Origin of the sequence: Streptosporangium sp. NPDC005286 (assembly GCF_040607515.1) — a bacterium.
In the GTDB taxonomy this organism is placed as follows: domain Bacteria; phylum Actinomycetota; class Actinomycetes; order Streptosporangiales; family Streptosporangiaceae; genus Streptosporangium.
On the sequence record NZ_JBEXGU010000019.1, the window covers coordinates 42,204 to 61,595 of the forward strand.

Here is a 19,392-nt window from a genome sequence, read left to right on the forward strand (position 1 = left end):
AGCACCTCTCACTCGAACCCGAACAACGTGAAGGAGCAAGCCATGGCAGTGATCACGCGGCGTGCCGCCGCTCTCTGCGGACTCGGCGCGGTCCTGGTCGTCGCCCTTGCCACACCCGCGGCGGCGTTCGCGCTCAAGCCGCACCCCGACGACAAGGAGGTGAAGGCGGCCATCGTGGCCGCCCCCAGGCTGAGCATCAGCATCGACAACGGCCAGACCACCGCCGAGGCGGGGGACCGGTTCACCTACACCGTCACCGTCAACAACGTCGGCACGGACAAGGCGCGTGAGCTCAGGATCACCCAGAGCCTGCCGACCGGCCTGCACTTCGTCTCGGCCGACGGCCAGGGCAGGGCGGAGGAGGGCCAGGTCCGCTGGACCGCCGATGTGCCGGCGGGCAAGAAGGCCGTCTTCCACACCACCGCCGAGGTGCGAGACACCCCGGAGGACCTGCTCCGCCTGGCCACCGTCGCCTGTGCGAGCGTCAAGACGGACGACAAGCCCCTGGTCTGCGCCACCCACTCCGACCAGCTGCCGGCCGGCGCGGCCGCCGAGGCGGCCGCCCACGAGGCGGCCAACCCCGTGGCCGGCCGCCTGTGGTACGCGGGTGCGGGCGCCGGTCTGCTGGCCCTGGCCCTGACCGTGCTCCTGGTCCTCCGCCGCACCGGACTCCGCCGTCACCTGGGGCGGTCGCCCTCGTAACGATCCGCGCCCAGCCTCATGACACGGGCGAGATGAACCGGTATGTGGGCACCCCCGGCCGTGGGGGTGCCCACGGCCTACTCGTCGCCGGTGAGGGAGAAGCCGCGGAGGCGCTGGCCCGACCAGACCACCGCGCCGACGGTGATGATCAGCAGGGCCGGTACGGCGAAGCCGAGGGTGATCTCGGTGGAGAAGAACGGTGAGGAGGACACCTGGTCGGCGATCGACTGGGCCCACTGCTGGATGGAGAACCTCCGGGCACCGGGGACGAAGTTGCCCACCACGCCCTCCCAGACGAGCGCGTAGACGACGCCGATGGTGACCGCGTGCCGGGTCAGCACACCCAGCAGCATGAACACCGCCGCGTACGCGATCCCGCCGACCAGGGCACCGAGGGCGAAGCCGTAGGCGATCCCGGATTCGAGGTTGACCAGCAGGTAGGCCGCGACGAAGGTCGGTACGGCGGCGAACAGCGCGAGCATCGAGGCGGCGACCACGAACTTGGTCTGCGCGATCACCGGGCGGGAGATCGGCTTGGCCAGCAGATGGATGATCGTGCCGTCGTCGATCTCGGGGGCGATCACCCCGGTCCCGGCGATCAGGCCGAGCAGCGGCAGCATGGTGCCGATGGCGAAGGTCCGCATGAGCGTGACCGCGGTCCGCTCGTCGGCGGCGCCGATGAGGTTCAGCAGGGCCGCCATGACGACCAGCACCAGGGGCAGCATGATCAGCAGCCAGATCCGGCGGCGGCCGAGGAGGGCCCGGTAGGAGATTCCGGCGATGACACCGTTCATGATCAGCTGCTCCTGTTGATCAGGTAGGAGAAGACGCTCTCCAGGTCCTCGTCGGCGGGGGAGACCTGCCAGACGCGTACGTCCGCGTCCCTGGCGACCCTGGGCAGCAGGCGGGTGAAGCGCCGGAAGTCGACCGCCTGCACCTCCAGGCCCGCCTCGGTCAGCGAGACCGCGCCCGAGGAGGCGTCGGCGATCAGCGCGGACGCCAGGCGGCGGTCGTCGCTGGAGCGGACCCGGAACAGGTGCGGGCGGTCGGTCATCCGGCGGCGGATCTCACGGAAGTCCCCGGAGGCGGCGTGCCGGCCCGCGACCAGCACCTCGATGTGCTGGGCGACGCGTTCCACCTCCTCCAGGATGTGCGAGCTGAACAGGATGGTCTTGCCCGCCGCGCCCATGGCGCTGACCAGGTCCATCAGGTGCAGGCGCTGGCGGGGGTCCATGCCGTTGAACGGCTCGTCGAGCAGCAGGACCTGGGGGTCGTGCACCAGGGCGGCGGCCACCTTGACGCGCTGGCGCATGCCCTTGGAGTACGTCTCGATCCTGCGGTCCTTGGCGCTCTCCATCTCCACCAGGGCGAGCGCCTTGCGGGCGGCGTCCTCGGGGTCGGGCAGGCGGTGCAGCTTCGCGCTGGACAGCACGAACTGCCAGCCGGTGAGGAAGCCGTAGACGGCCTCGCGCTCGGGGACCAGGCCGATGGAGCGGTAGATCTGGTGGTTGCGCCAGATCTGGTCGCCGTCCAGGGTGACGGTGCCGCCCGAGGGCGCCAGGAACCCGGCCATCATGTGCAGCAGCGTGGACTTGCCCGCGCCGTTCGGGCCGAGCAGCCCGGTGACACCGGGGCCGACGGTCATGGTGATGTCGTTGACGGCGACCACGTTGCCGTACCAGCGGGAGACCTGGGCCAGTTCGATCCTCATCGGGAGGCCGCCTTCCGGTAGCGCGCGATCAGGGCCGTCACGGACAGGCCGATCAGCGCGATCATGATCACTCCGGCGACCAGGCTGCCCGCGCCCGAGGGGTAGATGACGTTCGAGGCGGGGGTCGCCCCGAAGATTCCGACGTGCACGGCGGCGTCCACCAGGAAGAACGGGTTGATCAGCCAGGCCCACGCGGCGGTGGCGTCGTCGCCCATCGACTCCAGCACCCCGTACAGCACCGTGGAGACGGCGGAGGTGAGCAGGTAGAGGGCGATGACCGAGGCCACGCCCAGACCGCGTCTGGGGGTGAACGAGGCGATGGCGATGCCGAGACAGGCCAGCAGCAGCGCGTAGCCGGCCGCGCCGGCCATGCTGGTGAGGTATTCGACGGTGTGCGTGTCGCCGGGCAGGTCGATGACCACCTCACCGATGAACAGCACGGTGAGCGGCACCGCCAGCAGCAGGAACATCGCCGCGGTCATCGCCGCCAGCTTCGCCCCGACGTAGTCCCAGAGCGTCACCGGGCGCGACAGGTAGAGCGGCAGCACCCGGAAGCGCAGGTCGGGGGCGACGGCGTACGGCGACTGGGAGGCCAGGAAGATCGCGAGCACGACCTGCATGAAGACCGCGTAATCGGTGTAGCGCAGGCCCTCCTGCTTGATCAGCGCCATCGCCGCGATGGAGACGACGGCGGGCAGGAACATGATGCCCACCAGCATGAAAGGAATGATCTTGGAGCGGGCGGTGCGGCCGAGCCCGAAGATCCCGCGCAGGCTGTGCACGGTCAGCGCGGCGGTGGCGTGGCCCCGGCCGAGCCGCACCCCGTCGTAGTGGCGGTATCCGATGTCGTGGATGACACCCGTGGGTTCAGACATTGGCCGGCTCCCTGAAGACGTCCTCGATGCGCTGGCGCCCCTGTTCCAGGCGGACGAGGCAGAGGTCGAGCTCGCAGACGGCGTCGCGGAGGACATCAAAGGTCTCCGGCGCGCGGACGTGGACGAGCAGCATCCTGCCGTGCGGGGTGACGGTCTCGCCCAGCTCGGTCAGCCGGGCCACCAGCGAGTCCTGGCCCTCCTCCACCTCGACGGTCACGGTCTGGGTCTGCTGGGTGAACTCCCCGATGGCCGAGGAGCGCAGCAGCTTGCCGCCGTCGATCACGATGACGTGGTCGCAGACCCGCTCAAGCTCGCCCAGCAGGTGGGAGGTGACCAGCACGCTGATGCCGAACTCCGAGCCGATCCTGCGGATCAGCGCGAGCATCTCGTCACGGCCCTGCGGGTCGAGGCCGTTGGTGGGCTCGTCCAGCAGGACCAGGCGCGGGTCGTGCACCAGGGCCTGGGCCAGCTTGACCCGCTGCTTCATGCCGGTGGAGTAGCCGCCCATCGCGCGGTAGCGCTCCTCGTAGAGCCCGACGTGGCGCAGCACGTCGGCGGCGCGCTCGCGGGCCGCGGTGCGCGGCAGGCCGGACATCTGGGCCATGTGCACGGTGAACTCGGTGGCGGACAGATCGGGCGGCAGGCAGTCGTGCTCGGGCATGTAGCCCACGATCCGGCGGATCTCCGCGCCCCTGGTCGCGGTGTCCATGCCCAGCACCTGGGCGCGGCCGGCGCTGGGTTCGAGCAGGCCGAGCAGGATCTTGATCAGCGTGGACTTGCCCGCGCCGTTGGCGCCGACCAGACCGGTCACGCCGGGGCCGACGGTGACGGTGAGCTGGTCGAGCGCCGTCACCCGGGGGAAACGTCTGGTCAGTCCCTCGGTGGCGAGGATAGTCATACCGGGACACTATCCGCCGTCGCGGACGGACACCTCAGTCGTACGAAGGAGTTCCCCTCGTCCAAAAGGGCGGTTCACCGCCTGCCGGGGGTACCGGAGGTCGCATGCCGAACCGGGACCGGTAGGTCCTCTGCACGAGGAGCGTCAGCACCCCGGAGATGATCATTCCTGCGATGTTCACCCCGAGCCGGACGGCCGACGCGCCCATGTCGCCCCAGCACGACAGCGCGGCGGCGACCGCGAAGTAGCCCGCGGCCGGGACCGTTGGGCGGCTCACTGAAGCCCGGGGATCCGGCCTCTCATCCGGCGGACGCGGCGCGGAGCAGGCGGAGCTGGCCGATCTCGGCGATGTTCTTCATCAGTTCGGAGTTGACCCAGGCGATCATGTGGGCGACGGTCAGTTCGGGGCTGTCCGGCCAGGGGAAGGGGGCGGTGGCGTCCAGGTCGGCGTCGGTGAGCCGGTCCAGCACCGCCAGCCACTCCACGCGAAGGCCGCGGAGCCAGTCGACGGTGGCCTGCCCGTCGCCCGGCCACCCGATCTCCTCCCGGTCGCGTGGTGTCCGCCCCCGCGCGTGGTCGATGGTCACCGTCCACCACCAGCCGATGTGCCAGGTGACCCAGCCGAGGGTGGGGACCGGAATGGGATCGGGTTCGGCATCGTCCCAGTCCGGCACCCACATCCCGTCGACGCCCGGGCGCACCGTCCAGTAGTGGGGCGCGGGCTCCCAGAGGAAGTCCTCCGGCCGCAGCCGCTCCAGATGGATTTCGAACAGCGACCAGGTCAGCTCGAACTGCCAGCGGAGCAGTTCACCACGGGAAACAGTCACCGGCCGACCCTGCCACAGCGCCGGTCCGTTCAGAAAGCCGTTTTCCGGCGGCCGGGACCCTCCCCGGCCGGCGTTGTGGGATGTCACGCCGGAGTACGGCGGTGTCGGTGGCGCCGTACCAGGGCGGGCAGCCAGGGTGCGGTGCCGACCAGGACCAGGAGCGAGAGCAGCGGTATCCGCCACCACCACGAGATGCTCGCCGGTGGCGGGGGCGGTGTGGGCGTCACCCACGGCCGTGCGGTCTTCGACCAGGCCAGGAACGCGTCGCCGATCGGGAGCAGGCCGAAGGCGTACCGCTTGGTCCACGGGGTGTCGAGCGGCAGGCCGGCCAGCTCGCCGTAGCCGGCCAGCGCCTCGGCGAGCGGCGCGTCGCCGTGGACCTGGGCGGCGCCGAGGGTGACCGCGGTCGCCGACAGGCTCACCCCGAGGGGGAGCGGTCCCGAGTCGACGTCGGCCGGACCGTCCAGGCCGTCGGGGTACTCCCGTACGGCGGGTCCGAGGCCGAGCGGCGAGACGACGTAGGCGTCGCGGAAGCGCAGGTACTGCTCACCGGCGAAGGCCGGGTCGATGTCGATGAGGAAACGGTGGATGACGCTCTGCGAGGTGCCCCTGGCCACCTCGGCGACCTCGCCGGTGTCGGGGTCGGCCCGGTGCGGGAGCAGTCCGGTGCGCGGATCGAGCCGTCGGCGTACCTCCCGCAGCCACCGCTCGGCGGTCCCGGCGAACCGGGCCGGCAGCAGCGTGTCGTGCAGCCGCAGCGACGCCATCGCCACCGTCGAGTCGACCGGCCACGCCTGACCCGGGTAGGCCGTCAGGTACGGCGACGCCGAGGCGTCGAACGCCGCGCCAAGCGCGGCGGAGTCGTCGGCGAACCGGCGTAGCTCGCCGGGATCGCGCCGTCCGGCCGGTTGCAGGCTCAGCACCTGACCGCGCAGCCAGTTGCTCCAGCCGAGATAGAAGACGCCGTACGGTGGGGTGAGGTCCGGGCTGAACGGTTCGCGGCCGGACGGCGAGTCCAGCCGCTCCAGCGCCCACCGGGCCTCCCGCAGCGCCGCCGCCCGCTCGCCCGCCGGTTCTCTGACACCGATCTCGGCCCAGCTCAGACCGTACAGCGCGTGCAGGAAGAAGTACCCCTCGGGAAACAGCTGCTGCGCCTCGTCACCGGCCCCGCCGTCCAGCGCCGCGCGCAGGAACGTCAGCTGCCGCCGGACCCCGGCCGGTTCACCGGCCGTCCCCGCGGTGGCGGGCGCGACCAGCCGCACCACCCCCACCAGCGCGCAGATGCTGACCACGACGGCGACCACTCGACGCGCTTTTGACGGACGCCTGGACATCCGCTGATCCTAGGGGACGAAAGGGGCGGAAAGTCAGATGCGGCGGAGGCGGACGCGGCTGACCGAGTGGTCGGCGCTCTTGTGCAGGACCAGGTCGGCGCGGCCCCTGGTGGGGGCGATGTTCTCCAGGAGGTTGCGCTCGTTGATGTCGCGCCAGATGTCCTTGGCGAACTCGGTCGCCTGCTCCTCGGACAGCTCGGCGAGGTGCCTGAAGTAGGACTTCGGGTCCTCGAAGGCGGTCTGCCGCAGCTTGTGGAAGCGGTCCACGTACCAGTCGCGGATGTGCTCGACCTTGGCGTCCACGTAGATGGAGAAGTCGAAGTAGTCGTTGATCGCGAGCGCGGTGGGCGGGGCGGGCTGCAGCACGTTGAGGCCCTCGACGATGAGGATGTCGGGCCGGCGGATGGTCTGGGTCGCACCGGGCACGATGTCGTACTCCAGGTGGCTGTAGACCGGGGCCGTCACCTCGGGCAGGCCCGCCTTGACGTCGGCGACGAACCTGACCAGGGCCCGCCGGTCGTAGCTCTCCGGGAAGCCCTTCCGGTGCATGATGTTCCTGGCGGTGAGGACCTCGTTCGGGAACAGGAAGCTGTCCGTGGTGATCAGGTCCACCCGAGGGTGCTCCGGCCAGCGGGCCAGCAGGGTGTGCAGCAGCCTGGCGGTGGTCGACTTGCCGACCGCGACGCTGCCGGCGATGCCCAGGACGTACGGGGCCGTCCGCCGCTCGCCGCCGAGGAAGGTGTTGAGTGCCGCGCTGCGCTGCCTGACTCCCGTGAAGTGCAGGTTGAGCAGCCGGGTGAGCGGCAGGTAGATGTCGGTGACCTCGGTCAGGTCGATCGGGTCGTCGACGCCGCGCAGTTCCTCCAGTTCGCTCTCGGTGAGCGTCAGGGGGGTGTTCTTCCGCAGGTCGCTCCACTGAGCCCGGCTCAGCTGCACGTACGGTGTCGCGGTGTCCAAACCGTTGGCCATGTTCAGCAAGCCTACTGATCGCCTCTGCGTACGATCCTGCCGGGTGCCGGGCGGGATTCTTGGGGTGTCTGGGGGGTTCTCCATAGACAAGGTGGCCGATCTCTCAGGGAAGGGGGTAGGTCATGTGCGGCATAGTGGGATATACGGGACAGCGGCAGGCGATCGAGGTCGCCGTCGAGGGACTGGGCCGGCTGGAGTACCGGGGGTACGACTCGGCGGGAATCGCACTGGTCGGATCCGGCGGCCTGGTCGTGGAGAAACGGGCGGGGAAGCTGGCCAACCTGCGCTCGGCACTGGTCTCGCGGCCCGCGCCGCCGTCGACGGTCGGGATCGGGCACACCAGATGGGCCACCCACGGGGCGCCCACCGACCGCAACGCCCACCCGCACACCGACTGTCACGGGCGGATCGCGGTCATCCACAACGGGATCATCGAGAACTTCGCCGTGCTCAGGAGTGAGCTGGAGGACAAGGGCCACCGGATCGTCTCCGAGACCGACACGGAGGTGGTGGCGCATCTGCTGGAGGAGTTCGCCGCCGGTGGCCTGGCGGAGGCGATGCGCCGGGTCTGCCTGCGGCTGGAGGGGGCGTTCACGCTGCTCGCGGTCTCGGTGGACGAGCCCGAGGTGGTGGTGGGGGCGCGGCGTAACTCGCCGCTGGTGGTCGGCAGAGGGGACGGGGAGAACTTCCTCGGCTCGGACGTGGCGGCCTTCATCGCCTACACACGCGAGGCGGTGGAGCTGGGGCAGGACCAGGTGGTCGAGCTGCGTCCCTCGAAGATCACGGTCTTCGACTTCCAGGGGGCTCCGGCCGAGACGCGTGACTATCACATCGGCTGGGACGCCTCGGCCGCCGAGAAGGACGGCTACGACCACTTCATGCTCAAGGAGATCGCCGAGCAGCCCAGGGCCGTCGCCGACACGCTGCTCGGCAGGGTCGGCCAGGACGGCCTGCTGGTGCTGGACGAGATGCGCCTGTCCGACCAGGAGCTACGCGACATCAACAAGATCATCCTGGTGGCCTGCGGGACCTCGTACCACGCCGGGCTCATCGCGAAGTACGCCATCGAGCACTGGGCTCAGCTGCCCTGCGAGGTCGAGGTGGCCAGCGAGTTCCGCTACCGCGACCCGATCCTCACCCGGGACACACTGGTCGTCGTGATCAGCCAGTCGGGCGAGACGATGGACACGCTCATGGCGGTACGGCACGCGCGCGGGCAACGCTCCCGGGTGCTGGCGGTGTGCAACGTGAACGGCTCCACGATCTCCCGCGAGTCCGACGCCGTCCTCTACACGCACGCGGGCCCGGAGGTCGCGGTGGCCTCCACCAAGGCCTTCCTCACCCAGCTGGTGGCCTGCTACCTGGTGGCGCTCTACCTCGCGCAGGTCCGGGGCACCAAGTTCGGCGACGAGATCACCCAGATCGTCGACCGGCTGGCGGAGATGCCGTCGAAGGTGAGCGAGGTCCTCTCGACGGTCGAACCGGTCCGCGCGCTGGCCAGATCGCTGGCCGCTGAGCGGTGCGTGCTCTTCCTCGGGCGGCACGTGGGCTTCCCCGTCGCGCTGGAGGGGGCGCTGAAGCTCAAGGAGCTGGCGTACATGCACGCCGAGGGCTTCGCCGCGGGGGAGCTCAAGCACGGCCCGATCGCGCTGATCGACAAGGGGCTCCCGGTCGTGGTGGTCGTCCCCTCGCTGTCCGGCCAGCGGGTGATCCACGACAAGATCGTGTCCAACATCCAGGAGATCAGGGCCAGGGGCGCCAGGACCCTCGTCATCGCCGAGGAGGGCGACGACGTGGTCGAGCGGTACGCCGACACGCTGATCCGCATCCCGGCCGTGCCGACCCTGCTCCAGCCGCTGGTCGCCACGGTGCCGCTCCAGGTCTTCGCCTGCGAGCTGGCCACCGCCAAGGGGCACGACGTCGACCAGCCCCGCAACCTCGCCAAGTCGGTCACGGTGGAGTAAGCCCCGAACGGGGGTTGTCCACAGCCTGTGGACAACCCCTATGGATTACCAAGGGGCAGAAGTGGGAATAGGAGCTGCCCGCTTTCTTGCATGGTTAATTGTCGATATATGCCATATAGCAGACTGCTGACGGCGGATTAACGTGACGTGAATCCACCTGACCTCAGGGAGTCGCAAGATGGATCGTCGTCGTTTCCTTGCCGGTAGTGGTGCGCTGGCCGCGGTAGGGGTGGCCGGGCCGTTCGCCGGCGTCGCGCAGGCGGGGCTGAACGGGGAGACCCGCCCCGGAGGCGGGTACGGGCCGCTGAGGCCGGTCGCCGACGAGCGGGACGGCGCGGTCCGGCTTCATCTGCCCGACGGCTTCCGCTACGCCTCCTTCAGCGCCGCCGGGGACAAATTCGGCGACGGGTCCGTCGTCCCCTCCAGGCACGACGGCATGGCCGCGTTCCGCGGGCCCGCGAACACCGCGATCCTCGTCCGCAACCACGAGGTCAACGGCCCGGTCGGCGCGTTCGGCGACCCGGCCAGGGCCTACGACCCGGCGGCGGGCGGCGGCACCTCCACGCTCAGGGTCACCCGTTACGGCAAGGTGATCTCCGCAGCCCCCAGCCTGACCGGCACCCAGATGAACTGCTCGGGCGGCCCGATGCCCTGGGGTGCCTGGGTGACCTGCGAGGAGACGGTCAACGGGCCGGACGTGGGCAACGACTTCACCGGCCAGGACAACGGCAAGCTCACCCAGAGGCACGGCTACATCTTCGAGGTCCCGATCGACGGCAGGGCCTCGGGACCGATCAGGAGCGCCGGGCGGTTCGCCCACGAGTCGGCCGCGTTCGACTCGTTCACCGGCGCCGTCTACCTCACCGAGGACAACTTCGCGTTCGCCTCCGGGTTCTACCGCTACCTGCCGCCGAAGAACCCGCTCCGGGCCGGTCGCATCCTCGACGGCGGCAGGCTGCAGATGCTGGCCGTGCGGGGCGCGCCGGGCAAGGACCTCTCAGTCGGCCAGTCCAGGGGGGCCACCTACACGACCACCTGGGTGGACATCGACGACCCCGACCCCACCTTCATCGGCACCCCCGCCAACGACCTCGCGGTCCAGGCGGTCGGCAACCAGGGCAGAGCCAAGGGGGCGGCGCTCTTCTCCCGGCTGGAGGGGGCGATCAACCATCACGGCACGATCTACTTCACCTCCACGCAGGGCGGCGCGACCGCGTCCGGCGACACCCCGCCCAGCGGCTTCGGCAAGGGGCGCGGCCAGGTGTGGGCGTACGAGACGTGGAGCGGGAGGCTCAGGCTCGTCTACGAGTCGCCGGGCTCGGTCACCCTCGACCTGCCGGACAACGTCACCGCCAGCCCCCGGGGCACGCTGGTCCTGTGCGAGGACGGCTCGGGCGACAACTACCTGCGCGGCCTCACCAGCCGTGGCGAGATCTTCGACTTCTCCCGGCTGGCCCCCGTCGCCGGGGACTCGGGCGCCGAGTTCGCCGGCTCGACCTTCGGTCCCGGCGGGCACACCCTCTACGTCAACGTCCAGTCGTCGGCGGGGATGAGCTTCGCCATCTGGGGGCCCTGGCAGCGCGGCGGCTTCTGACCTCCCCGCCGACCCCCGCGACCCGCTCCGGGGCCGGTCGTACGACGTCCGTGCCGGCGGGCGGCCGGGGCGGGCGGCCGGTGAAGATCATCGGTAACCTGGGGAAATGATCGTTGGGATCGGCGTCGACGTCGTGGACGTGGCCAGGTTCGAGGCGACCCTGGTGCGGACGCCCGCGCTGCGGGGGCGCCTGTTCACCGCCGCCGAGAGCGCGCTGGCGACGGAGTCGCTGGCCGCCAGGTTCGCGGCCAAGGAGGCCGTCGCCAAGGCGCTGGGCGCGCCCCCCGGGCTGCGGCACCTGGACGCCGAGGTGCTCACCGGCGAGCACGGGCGGCCCGAGCTGCGGGTGACCGGCAAGGCGGCGGACGTCGCCCTGGCCCTGGGCGTGGTCAGATGGCACGTCTCCCTGACGCACGACGGGGGTGTCGCCATCGCCTATGTGATCGCCGAGGGATAAATTCGGTGGAATGCGGACCGCGTACACATCCGACCAGATCAGGGCGGCCGAGGCGGCGCTGATGGCGACCCTGCCCGAGGGCACCCTGATGGAGAGGGCGGCCACCGGGCTCGCGGTGGTCTGCGCCAGGATGCTCGGCGGCGTGTACGGTTCCCGCGTCGTGCTGCTCGTCGGCGGCGGTGACAACGGCGGCGACACCCTCTACGCCGGGGCACGCCTGGCGGCCAGGGGGGCCGGGGTTGACGCGATCATCGCCGGGAAGCGCGTCCACGAGGCGGGACTGGAGGCCCTGCGCCGCGCGGGCGGCCGGGTGACCGACCTGCCCGGCGGCGAAGCCGCGACCCCCGCGACCACCCCGGCCGGCCGGCCGGTCGCCTCGGAGGGGCCGGCGGCGGGAAACCTCGCGGGAGCGTCCGGGGACGGTGTGACGGGTGGTGACGCGGTGGTGGGCGGGGCGGTCCGCGACCTGATCGGCGCGGCGGACCTGATCGTGGACGGGATGCTCGGGATCGGCGGGACCGGGGCGCTCAGGGAGCCGTACGCGACCCTGGCCCGGCTCGCGGGTGACGCGCCCGGCGAGGTCGTCGCGGTGGATCTGCCGAGCGGGGTGGACGCGAGCAGCGGCCAGGTGGAGGGCGCGGCGGTCCGCGCGGACGCCACGGTCACGTTCGGAGCGTGGAAGACCGGGCTGCTGGTGGATCCCGGCGCCGGGCACGCGGGCCGGACGGAACTCGTCGACATCGGTCTCGGCCCCCATCTGCCGGAACCCGACGCGGTCGCGCTGACGGACGTCGACGTGGCCGCCCTGCTGCCCAGGCCCGGTGCCTCCTCCGACAAGTACCGCCGGGGCGTCGTCGGGATCGCGGCGGGCAGCGAGCGCTACACCGGTGCGGCGGTGCTGGCGGTGGGCGGGGCCCTGCGGGCCGGGGTGGGCATGGTCCGCTACGCGGGGGTCGCCGAGCCGGTGGCCCAGGTGCGGGCCCGCTGGCCCGAGGCGGTGATCACCACGCTCGCCCCCGGCGAGGGCGTCGAGGAGGTGGGCCGGGTGCAGGCGTGGGTGCTCGGTCCCGGGCTCGGCACCGGCGACGAGGCGCGCGCCATCGCCCGCTCGGTGCTGGCCGACGACGTCCCCGTGCTCGTCGACGCCGACGCGCTGACCCTGGTGGCCCAGGAGCGGTCACTGCTCCGCCGCGACGCGCCCGTCCTGATCACCCCGCACGCCGGCGAGCTCTCCCGCCTGACGGAGGTGCCGAGGGAGCTGATCGAGGCACGGAGCCTGGAGAACGTACGGCGGGCGGCGGCCGAGCTGGACGTGACCGTACTGCTCAAGGGCTCGACCACGCTGGTCGCGCAGGAAGGGCGGCCGGTCAGGATCAACCCCACCGGAAGTCCCTGGCTCGCGACCGGCGGCACCGGCGACGTGCTGGCCGGCCTGGCGGGCGCGCTGCTGGCCGCGGGACTGAGCGGTTACGACGCGGCCTCCTGCGCCGCCTACCTGCACGGAATCGCCGGTCGGCGCGGCCCTCTCGCCGCCTCCGACGTCGCCGAGGCCCTGCCGGAGACGGTGCGGTCATTGGCCAACGGGCTCAGGCAGAGCCGCTCACCTGCCAAACTGGAGCGATGAGCTTCCCGATGACGCCCGCCGAGGCACGGGTGGACCTCTCGGCGATCCGCGAGAATCTGGCGCTGCTCGGGAGCCACGCCCCCGGCGCCGAGATGATGGCGGTGGTCAAGGCCGACGCCTACGGGCACGGGCTGGTCCCCGCCGCGCGAGGTTGCCTGGAGGGCGGTGCCGGGCGGCTGGGCACCGCCTACGTCCGCGAGGCCCTCCAGTTGCGGGCCGCCGGGATCACCGCGCCGATCCTGGCGTGGATCCTCCCGCCGGGCGAGCCTCTGGCGCAGGCGGTCGAGCACGAAATCGAGCTGTCGGCGGGCTCGGTCGCGGTGGTCGACGCGATCGCCGACGCCGCGGCCCTGACCGGCCGGACGGCCAGGGTGCATCTGAAGGCCGACACCGGCATGTCACGTGGCGGTGCGACGCCGCGTGAGTGGCCCGACCTGCTCGACCGGGCGCTGCGGCGGCAGGCCGAGGGGACCGTCGAGGTCGCCGGGCTCTGGTCCCACTTCGCCTGCGCGGACATTCTGGGAGATCCATCCATCGTGGCCCAGCTGACGGCGTTCGACGAGGCGCTGGCCGTCGCGGAGAAGGCGGGCGCCGGAGGCTCCCACGTCATCAGGCACATCGCCAACTCGGCGGCCACCCTGACGCTGCCACAGGCGCGCTACGACATGGTCCGCCCCGGGATCGCGACCTTCGGGCTGAGCCCCGTGCCCGAGCTCGGCGACTTCGGGCTGCGCCCGGTGATGACGCTCGTGGCGCGGGTCGCGCTGGTCAAGCGGGTGCCCGCCGGATCGGGTGTGTCGTACGGCCACCTGTATGTCACGGATCGGGAGACCACGCTTGGTCTCGTCCCGCTCGGGTACGCGGACGGGATCTCGCGGCGCGCCACCAACCTGGCGGAGATGCTGGCGGGTGGTCGCAGGCGGCGGATCGCCGGTCGGGTCTGCATGGACCAGTTCATGATCGACGTAGGGGACGACCCACTGGCGGAGGGCGACGAGGTGATCCTGTTCGGTGACGGATCGCGGGGCGAGCCGACCGCCCAGGAATGGGCGGATTCCCTCGGCACGATCACGCATGAGATCGTGACCGGGATCGGTTCGCGGGTCCCACGCGTTTACCGGTAAAAGGGAGCTCAGGGGGTCGCATGAGTACTACCACACGGCGCAAGGTCGGTATCGCGAGCGCGATCGTCGGTGTCGCGTCCGCGGGAGTGGCCGCCGGGGCCCTCGCCAAGCGGTACGCCGTCGGCCGCATCAGACTCCGCCCCGACCTGGAGGCGAGCGAGCCGCTTGGAGAGCTCCGGGGCCGTCCCACCACGGTCGCCACCTCCGACGGCGTTTCGCTGTACGCCGAGGTGGACGGCCGGGAAGACGCTCCGCTGACCGTGGTGTTCTGCCACGGCTACACGCTCAACCTCGACTCCTGGCACTACCAGCGGCGCGATCTGGGTGACGCCTACCGCCTGGTCCTGTGGGACCAGCGCTCCCACGGGCGATCGCCGCGCATCCCGACGGAGGACTGCTCGATCGACCGGCTCGGCGACGACCTGGGCGAGATCGTCGAGGCGCTGGTGCCGGGCCCGTGCGTGCTCGTCGGCCACTCCATGGGCGGTATGACGATCATGGCGCTCGCCGACCGGCACCCCGAGCTGTTCGGCGACAAGATCAAGGGCGTCGCGCTGATCTCCACCTCCCCCGGCAAGCTCGGCGAGATCTCCCTCGGCCTGCCCGCGCTGCTGTCGAAGGCGGTGCACAAGGTCACACCGGGTACGGTGTCGATCCTGAGGCGCGGTGGCGCGCTGGTCGACAAGAGCCGCCAGGTCGGCAATGACGTGGCCTTCCTGGCCCTGCGCCACCTGGGGTTCGGCGATTCCAAGAACGTCAGTCCCACGGTCGTCGACTTCGTCGAGTCGATGATCCGTTCCACCCCTTTCGAGGTGATCGCCGAGTTCTACCCGGCGCTGATGTCGCACGACAAGCTGAGCGCGCTGGGTGTGCTGGACGAGGTGCCCACCTCCATCATGGTCGGTGACAAGGACTGGCTCACCCCCGTCGAGCACAGCAAGGCGATGGCGGCGGCACTGCCGAGCGCCCGGTTCACCGAGATCCCGGAGAGCTCGCACCTGGTCCACCTGGAGCGGCCGGCGCTCGTCAACAACGCGCTGCACGACCTGCTCAAGCGGGCGATCGCCGACACCGACGCGGGCGACGAGAACCGATGAGCCCGGACACGGGTGGGAGTGGTGACAGGAGTGACGCACCGGTGATAGTCGTGGCGACCGCCGAGGAGATGCGGGAGCTGGGCCAGAGGCTGGCCGAGCTGTTGCGGCCGGGAGACCTGGCCGTGCTGTCGGGCCCGCTCGGCGCGGGCAAGACGACCCTGGTGCAGGGCATCGCAGAAGGGCTCAAGGTACGCGGACCGATCACCTCGCCGACCTTCGTCATCGCCCGGGTGCACCCCTCGCTCTCCGGCGGTCCGGCACTGGTCCACGTCGACGCCTACCGCCTCGGCGGGGACCTGGAGGTCGACGACCTGGACCTGGACGCCTCGCTGGAGGAGTCGGTGACCGTCGTGGAGTGGGGCGAGGGCCTGGTGGAGGGGCTCGCCGACGACCGGCTGGAGATCCTCATCGGCAGGGGCGCGTCCGGCGAGCCGGGTGAGGAACGGACCGTGACCCTCCGCGGGGTCGGACCGCGCTGGGAAGGTGTCATCTGATTTGCCCACGGGGGCTGGGAAATCCTGACAGGCTGGTACCCCGCCCCATTGGTCTAGATCGTCGGGCGCGTTGATCGACTCTGGCGGGTTTGCCCATGTTTAATGGGGAACAGGTGGGACATCGTGCCGGGCGAGGGTCGTCGGCCGGAGGGCGAAGTGGAGTTCGACGGTGCCAAGCGTCAAGCGTGTCGCGGTTGCGGGAGCCATCGTTCTTTTCGGGATGGTCGGGCTGGTCGGGTGTTCGGCGGAGGCCAACTCAGGCAGCCCGACGGCCACCCCCACCCCCACCCCGCCTGATTCCGGCATCAGCCGGCAGGACATCGAGGTCCAGCTCCAGCCGGCCCGCGCCAAGGCCGGGCAGAAGGTGTGGGTCCTGGCGAACTGCCCGATCCCGCAGGGGGGTCCCGAGCACCGCGGCACCGCGTCATCCCGGATCTTCCGCACCCCGGTGACCCTCGACCCGATCCTCGCGACGCCCACGCCGGCCCCCGCGAACACCGCCAGCCCGACGCCGCGCCCGTGGGTCCGCGGCCAGGCCACCGTCGCCGACGGCGTGGCCGCCGGTGTCTACGAGGTCAACGCCAGGTGCGAGGGGACCAACGACACGGGCAAGACCAACCTCAGGATCGTGGCCGACACCGAGCCGAGCTCCAGCCCGACGTCCAAGCCCACTTCCAAGCCGACCAGAACGATCATCAGCACCGAGGCACCGGGCACGGGCGGCGGCGGCACCGCGGCGGGAGGCCCCGCCGACTCGGGCGGGCCGATCGGCACGACGGGCGTCCTGCTCGCCCTCGCCCTGGCCGGTGGCATCGGCATCGCGGTCGTGCGTCGCCGCCGCTCGTAGTCCCCGATGGCCGATTCCACCCGCTGGTCCAGGATCATCCTGGCCGGAGTCGTCACCGGTGCCGTCATGGTCGCGCTCAACAGCAGGGACGGCGGTGAGGAGAAGCCGCCGGTCCGGGCCTCGATCGTGCCCAGCCGCATCGACATCCCGTCCCTGGGTATCAAGGCGCCCCTGATGAAGCTCGGCGTGAAGGACGGCCGGATCGAACTGCCGCCGTACGAGAAGCCGAACACCGCGGGCTGGGTCAAGGACAGCGCGGTCCCCGGGGACGAGGGTTCCGCGGTGATCCTCGGGCACGTGGACACCAAGACCGCGCCCGCCGTCTTCTACAAGCTCAAGGAGATGCGGGAGGGACAGGTCATCAAGGTGGTGCGCAGCGACGGCAAGGTCGCCCAGTACCGGGTGGACACGATCGAGCAGATCAGCAAGAGCCGGTTCCCCGCCGACAAGGTCTACCTTGAGGACGGCCTGCGGCTCATCACCTGCGGCGGGACCTTCGACTGGGACAACCACGAATATCGCGACAACCTCATCGTCTACGCCACCCTGGTCAAGACCTGAGCCCAGCTGCCCGGGGCCCGCGCGGGCCCCGTACAGGGCTCGGACGGGGACGCGGCGGGCCACCCCACCAGGGCGGCGCTCCTGAGCCCTCCCCGGAAGGACTAGGCTAACTGTTCGTGCTGGTCCTGGCCTTTGACACCGCAACCCCCGCCGTCACAGCAGCGCTGCACGACGGTGCGAGGGTCCTCGCCGAGTCGACGACGGTCGACGCGCGCCGTCACGGCGAGCTGCTCGTACCCACGATCGAGACGGTCCTGAGTGAGGCCGGAGCCTCGCTCCGCGACGTCACGGCGGTCGTCGCGGGCTCCGGCCCCGGCCCCTACACCGGGCTCCGGGTCGGCCTGGTGACCGCCCAGGCCCTCGCGACGTCACTGGGCGTCCCGGCGTACGGCGTGTGCACGCTCGACGCGCTCGCCTACGGCAGCGGGCTGACCGAGCCGTTCCTGGTGGCCACCGACGCCCGGCGCAAGGAGGTGTTCTGGGGGCACTACCAGGAGATGCGCACCCGGCTGTCCGGCCCCGCGGTGGACCGGCCCCAGGACCTGCCGGGGGAGCTCCCGCTGGTCGGCGCGGGCGCGCGGATGTACGCCGAGGTCGTCGGGGCCTCCCGGCTGCTGGACGCGCCGGAGTATCCCCACGCGGGCGCGCTGGCGGCACTGGCCGCCGAGCAACTCGGCGAGCCGGGCGTCCACGCGGTCGTCGAGAGCGGCACCCACCCAGTGCTCGGCCTGCCCCACCCGATCTATCTGCGCCGTCCCGACGCCCGGGTGCCCTCGGCGCCCAAGAAGGTCTCCGCATGACGACGGTGCTCCGTCAGATGACCTTCGACGACCTGCCCGCGGTCATGGAGATCGAGCGCAGGACCTTTCCCGCCGACGCCTGGAGCGAGGGCATGCTCCGCGGCGAACTCGACGACCAGCCGAGGACCAGGCACTACGTGGTGGCCCTGGCCGAGGACGCGATCGTCGGCTACGCGGGCCTCGCCGCGGCGGGGGACCAGGCCGACGTGCAGACCATCGCGGTCCTGGCCGAGTGGCGCCGGAACGGCATCGGCGGTGCCCTGCTGACCGAGCTGCTGACCGAGGCCGAGCGCAGGGGCGCGGTCTCGGTCTTCCTTGAGGTGCGCGCCGACAACCCGGGCGCGCAGGCGGTCTATGACAGGTTCGGGTTCGAGCGGATCGGCATGCGCCTCCGCTACTACGATGACGGCACCGACGCGATCATGATGAGAAAGGATCTCCATGCGTGACGAACCGGTGGTCCTGGGCATCGAGACCTCCTGTGACGAGACGGGAGTGGGAATCGTCCGGGGGCACACCATGCTGGCCAACGCCATCGCCTCCAGCGTCGAGCAGCACGCCCGTTTCGGCGGGGTGGTGCCCGAGGTCGCCTCCAGGGCGCACCTGGAGGCGATGACCCCGACCGTCGAGCGGGCACTGGAACGGGCGGGCCTGCGCCTCGCGGACATCGACGCGATCGCGGTCACCGCCGGGCCGGGTCTGTCCGGCGCGCTGCTCGTCGGCGTCGCCGCCGCCAAGGCGTACTCGCTGGGTCTGGGCGTGCCGCTGTACGGCGTCAACCACCTGGCGGCCCACGTCGCGGTGGACCAGCTGGAGCACGGAGCCCTGCCCAAGCCGTGTATCGCCATGCTGGTCTCCGGCGGGCACTCGTCCCTGCTGCTGGTGCCCGATGTCGCGAGGGACGTCATCTCGCTGGGGTCCACCGTGGACGACGCCGCGGGCGAGGCGTTCGACAAGGTGGCCAGGGTGCTCGGCCTGCCCTTCCCCGGCGGGCCGCACATCGACAGGGTGGCCCGCGACGGCTCCGGCGCGGCCATCGCGTTCCCGCGCGGCAAGTACGACGACGGGACGCTCGACTTCTCCTTCTCCGGCCTGAAGACCGCCGTGGCCCGGTGGGTGGAGGCCAGGGAGAAGACGGGTGAGTCGATCCACGTGCCCGACGTGGCGGCGTCCTTCCAGGAGGCCGTCGTCGACGTGCTGACCCGCAAGGCCCTGCGTGCGTGTGCCAAGTACGGTGTCGGTGACCTGCTGATCGGCGGCGGGGTGGCGGCCAACTCCCGGCTGAGGGCGATGGCGCAGGAGCGCTGCGAGGCGGCCGGGGTCCGGCTCCGGGTGCCCAGTCCCGGGCTGTGCACGGACAACGGTGCCATGGTGGCGGCGCTGGGCTCCGATCTGGTGGCGGCAGGTGTCGAGCCGTCGCCGCTGGACATTCCCGCCGACTCCTCGCTGCCCGTCACCACGGTCCACGTGTAGCGGGCTCACGGCCGTCGCGGGGCTCCGCCCCGGGCCGCCGC

Annotated in this window: 21 protein-coding genes; 13 read left to right on the forward strand and 8 right to left on the reverse strand. The window is 71.3% G+C overall.

Annotation, left to right across the window (positions count from 1 at the left end):
- Nucleotides 1-42 precede the first annotated feature (42 nt).
- Nucleotides 43-702: a hypothetical protein gene (locus ABZU75_RS10220; protein WP_355551529.1), complete on the forward strand. Its 660-nt coding sequence runs from the start codon at nucleotides 43-45 to the stop codon at nucleotides 700-702.
- 77 nt (nucleotides 703-779) lie between these two features.
- Here ABZU75_RS10220 and ABZU75_RS10225 read toward each other — a convergent pair whose 3' ends face one another.
- The 8 genes from ABZU75_RS10225 to coaA form a co-directional block, all read right to left on the reverse strand.
- Nucleotides 780-1,496, reverse strand: a complete 717-nt coding sequence (locus tag ABZU75_RS10225; RefSeq protein ID WP_355551532.1) for an ABC transporter permease subunit — start codon at nucleotides 1,494-1,496, stop codon at nucleotides 780-782.
- Between the two features lie 2 nt (nucleotides 1,497-1,498).
- A complete protein-coding gene (locus ABZU75_RS10230; RefSeq protein ID WP_355551535.1) occupies nucleotides 1,499-2,413 on the reverse strand; it encodes an ABC transporter ATP-binding protein in 915 nt (304 codons plus the stop codon).
- The gene (locus ABZU75_RS10235; RefSeq protein ID WP_355551538.1) at nucleotides 2,410-3,288 is read right to left on the reverse strand and encodes an ABC transporter permease; all 879 of its coding nucleotides are present in this window, start codon (nucleotides 3,286-3,288) and stop codon (nucleotides 2,410-2,412) included. The genes ABZU75_RS10230 and ABZU75_RS10235 overlap by 4 nt, the downstream gene beginning before the upstream one ends.
- Entirely contained in the window at nucleotides 3,281-4,186 is a 906-nt protein-coding gene (locus tag ABZU75_RS10240; RefSeq protein ID WP_355551541.1) for an ABC transporter ATP-binding protein, read from the reverse strand. Before ABZU75_RS10240 ends, ABZU75_RS10235 begins: the two co-directional genes overlap by 8 nt.
- A gap of 34 nt (nucleotides 4,187-4,220) precedes the next feature.
- On the reverse strand, nucleotides 4,221-4,463 hold the full coding sequence (locus ABZU75_RS10245; protein ID WP_355551544.1) for a hypothetical protein: 243 nt from the start codon (nucleotides 4,461-4,463) through the stop codon (nucleotides 4,221-4,223).
- A 22-nt stretch (nucleotides 4,464-4,485) separates the two neighbouring features.
- On the reverse strand, nucleotides 4,486-5,013 hold the full coding sequence (locus ABZU75_RS10250; RefSeq protein WP_355551547.1) for a DinB family protein: 528 nt from the start codon (nucleotides 5,011-5,013) through the stop codon (nucleotides 4,486-4,488).
- Nucleotides 5,014-5,096: 83 nt separating this feature from the next.
- The gene (locus ABZU75_RS10255) at nucleotides 5,097-6,347 is read right to left on the reverse strand and encodes a hypothetical protein (RefSeq protein ID WP_355551550.1); all 1,251 of its coding nucleotides are present in this window, start codon (nucleotides 6,345-6,347) and stop codon (nucleotides 5,097-5,099) included.
- A gap of 33 nt (nucleotides 6,348-6,380) precedes the next feature.
- Entirely contained in the window at nucleotides 6,381-7,316 is a 936-nt protein-coding gene (coaA, locus tag ABZU75_RS10260; RefSeq protein ID WP_355551553.1) for a type I pantothenate kinase, read from the reverse strand.
- A gap of 122 nt (nucleotides 7,317-7,438) precedes the next feature.
- Here coaA and glmS point away from each other — a divergent pair, with 122 nt between their 5' ends.
- The 12 genes from glmS (at nucleotide 7,439) to tsaD (ending at nucleotide 19,351) form a co-directional block, all read left to right on the forward strand.
- On the forward strand, nucleotides 7,439-9,280 hold the full coding sequence (gene glmS, locus ABZU75_RS10265) for a glutamine--fructose-6-phosphate transaminase (isomerizing) (protein WP_350911417.1): 1,842 nt from the start codon (nucleotides 7,439-7,441) through the stop codon (nucleotides 9,278-9,280).
- A 178-nt stretch (nucleotides 9,281-9,458) separates the two neighbouring features.
- Nucleotides 9,459-10,874, forward strand: a complete 1,416-nt coding sequence (locus tag ABZU75_RS10270) for an alkaline phosphatase PhoX (protein WP_355551557.1) — start codon at nucleotides 9,459-9,461, stop codon at nucleotides 10,872-10,874.
- Nucleotides 10,875-10,980: 106 nt separating this feature from the next.
- Nucleotides 10,981-11,331 carry a holo-ACP synthase gene (locus ABZU75_RS10275; protein ID WP_355551560.1) on the forward strand — a complete coding sequence of 117 codons (351 nt, stop codon included), beginning with the start codon at nucleotides 10,981-10,983 and terminating at the stop codon, nucleotides 11,329-11,331.
- A gap of 10 nt (nucleotides 11,332-11,341) precedes the next feature.
- Nucleotides 11,342-12,955 (forward strand): NAD(P)H-hydrate dehydratase, encoded by a 1,614-nt coding sequence (locus ABZU75_RS10280; RefSeq protein ID WP_355551563.1) that lies wholly within the window; start codon nucleotides 11,342-11,344, stop codon nucleotides 12,953-12,955.
- Nucleotides 12,952-14,079, forward strand: coding sequence for an alanine racemase (alr, locus tag ABZU75_RS10285; RefSeq protein ID WP_355551566.1), 1,128 nt, complete (start codon nucleotides 12,952-12,954; stop codon nucleotides 14,077-14,079). Before ABZU75_RS10280 ends, alr begins: the two co-directional genes overlap by 4 nt.
- A 20-nt stretch (nucleotides 14,080-14,099) precedes the next feature.
- A complete protein-coding gene (locus tag ABZU75_RS10290) occupies nucleotides 14,100-15,176 on the forward strand; it encodes an alpha/beta hydrolase (RefSeq protein ID WP_355551569.1) in 1,077 nt (358 codons plus the stop codon).
- 68 nt (nucleotides 15,177-15,244) lie between these two features.
- Complete coding sequence (tsaE, locus tag ABZU75_RS10295) at nucleotides 15,245-15,670, forward strand: tRNA (adenosine(37)-N6)-threonylcarbamoyltransferase complex ATPase subunit type 1 TsaE (RefSeq protein WP_350911963.1); 426 nt, start codon at nucleotides 15,245-15,247, stop codon at nucleotides 15,668-15,670.
- Nucleotides 15,671-15,839: 169 nt separating this feature from the next.
- Nucleotides 15,840-16,517, forward strand: a complete 678-nt coding sequence (locus ABZU75_RS10300; protein WP_355551572.1) for a hypothetical protein — start codon at nucleotides 15,840-15,842, stop codon at nucleotides 16,515-16,517.
- Nucleotides 16,518-16,523: 6 nt separating this feature from the next.
- Nucleotides 16,524-17,078 carry a class F sortase gene (locus ABZU75_RS10305; protein WP_355551575.1) on the forward strand — a complete coding sequence of 185 codons (555 nt, stop codon included), beginning with the start codon at nucleotides 16,524-16,526 and terminating at the stop codon, nucleotides 17,076-17,078.
- A 116-nt stretch (nucleotides 17,079-17,194) separates the two neighbouring features.
- Complete coding sequence (tsaB, locus tag ABZU75_RS10310; protein ID WP_355551578.1) at nucleotides 17,195-17,878, forward strand: tRNA (adenosine(37)-N6)-threonylcarbamoyltransferase complex dimerization subunit type 1 TsaB; 684 nt, start codon at nucleotides 17,195-17,197, stop codon at nucleotides 17,876-17,878.
- Nucleotides 17,875-18,327 (forward strand): ribosomal protein S18-alanine N-acetyltransferase, encoded by a 453-nt coding sequence (gene rimI, locus ABZU75_RS10315; protein ID WP_350911433.1) that lies wholly within the window; start codon nucleotides 17,875-17,877, stop codon nucleotides 18,325-18,327. Before tsaB ends, rimI begins: the two co-directional genes overlap by 4 nt.
- The gene (gene tsaD / locus ABZU75_RS10320; RefSeq protein ID WP_355551583.1) at nucleotides 18,320-19,351 is read left to right on the forward strand and encodes a tRNA (adenosine(37)-N6)-threonylcarbamoyltransferase complex transferase subunit TsaD; all 1,032 of its coding nucleotides are present in this window, start codon (nucleotides 18,320-18,322) and stop codon (nucleotides 19,349-19,351) included. The genes rimI and tsaD overlap by 8 nt, the downstream gene beginning before the upstream one ends.
- The last annotated feature ends 41 nt before the right edge of the window (nucleotides 19,352-19,392 follow it).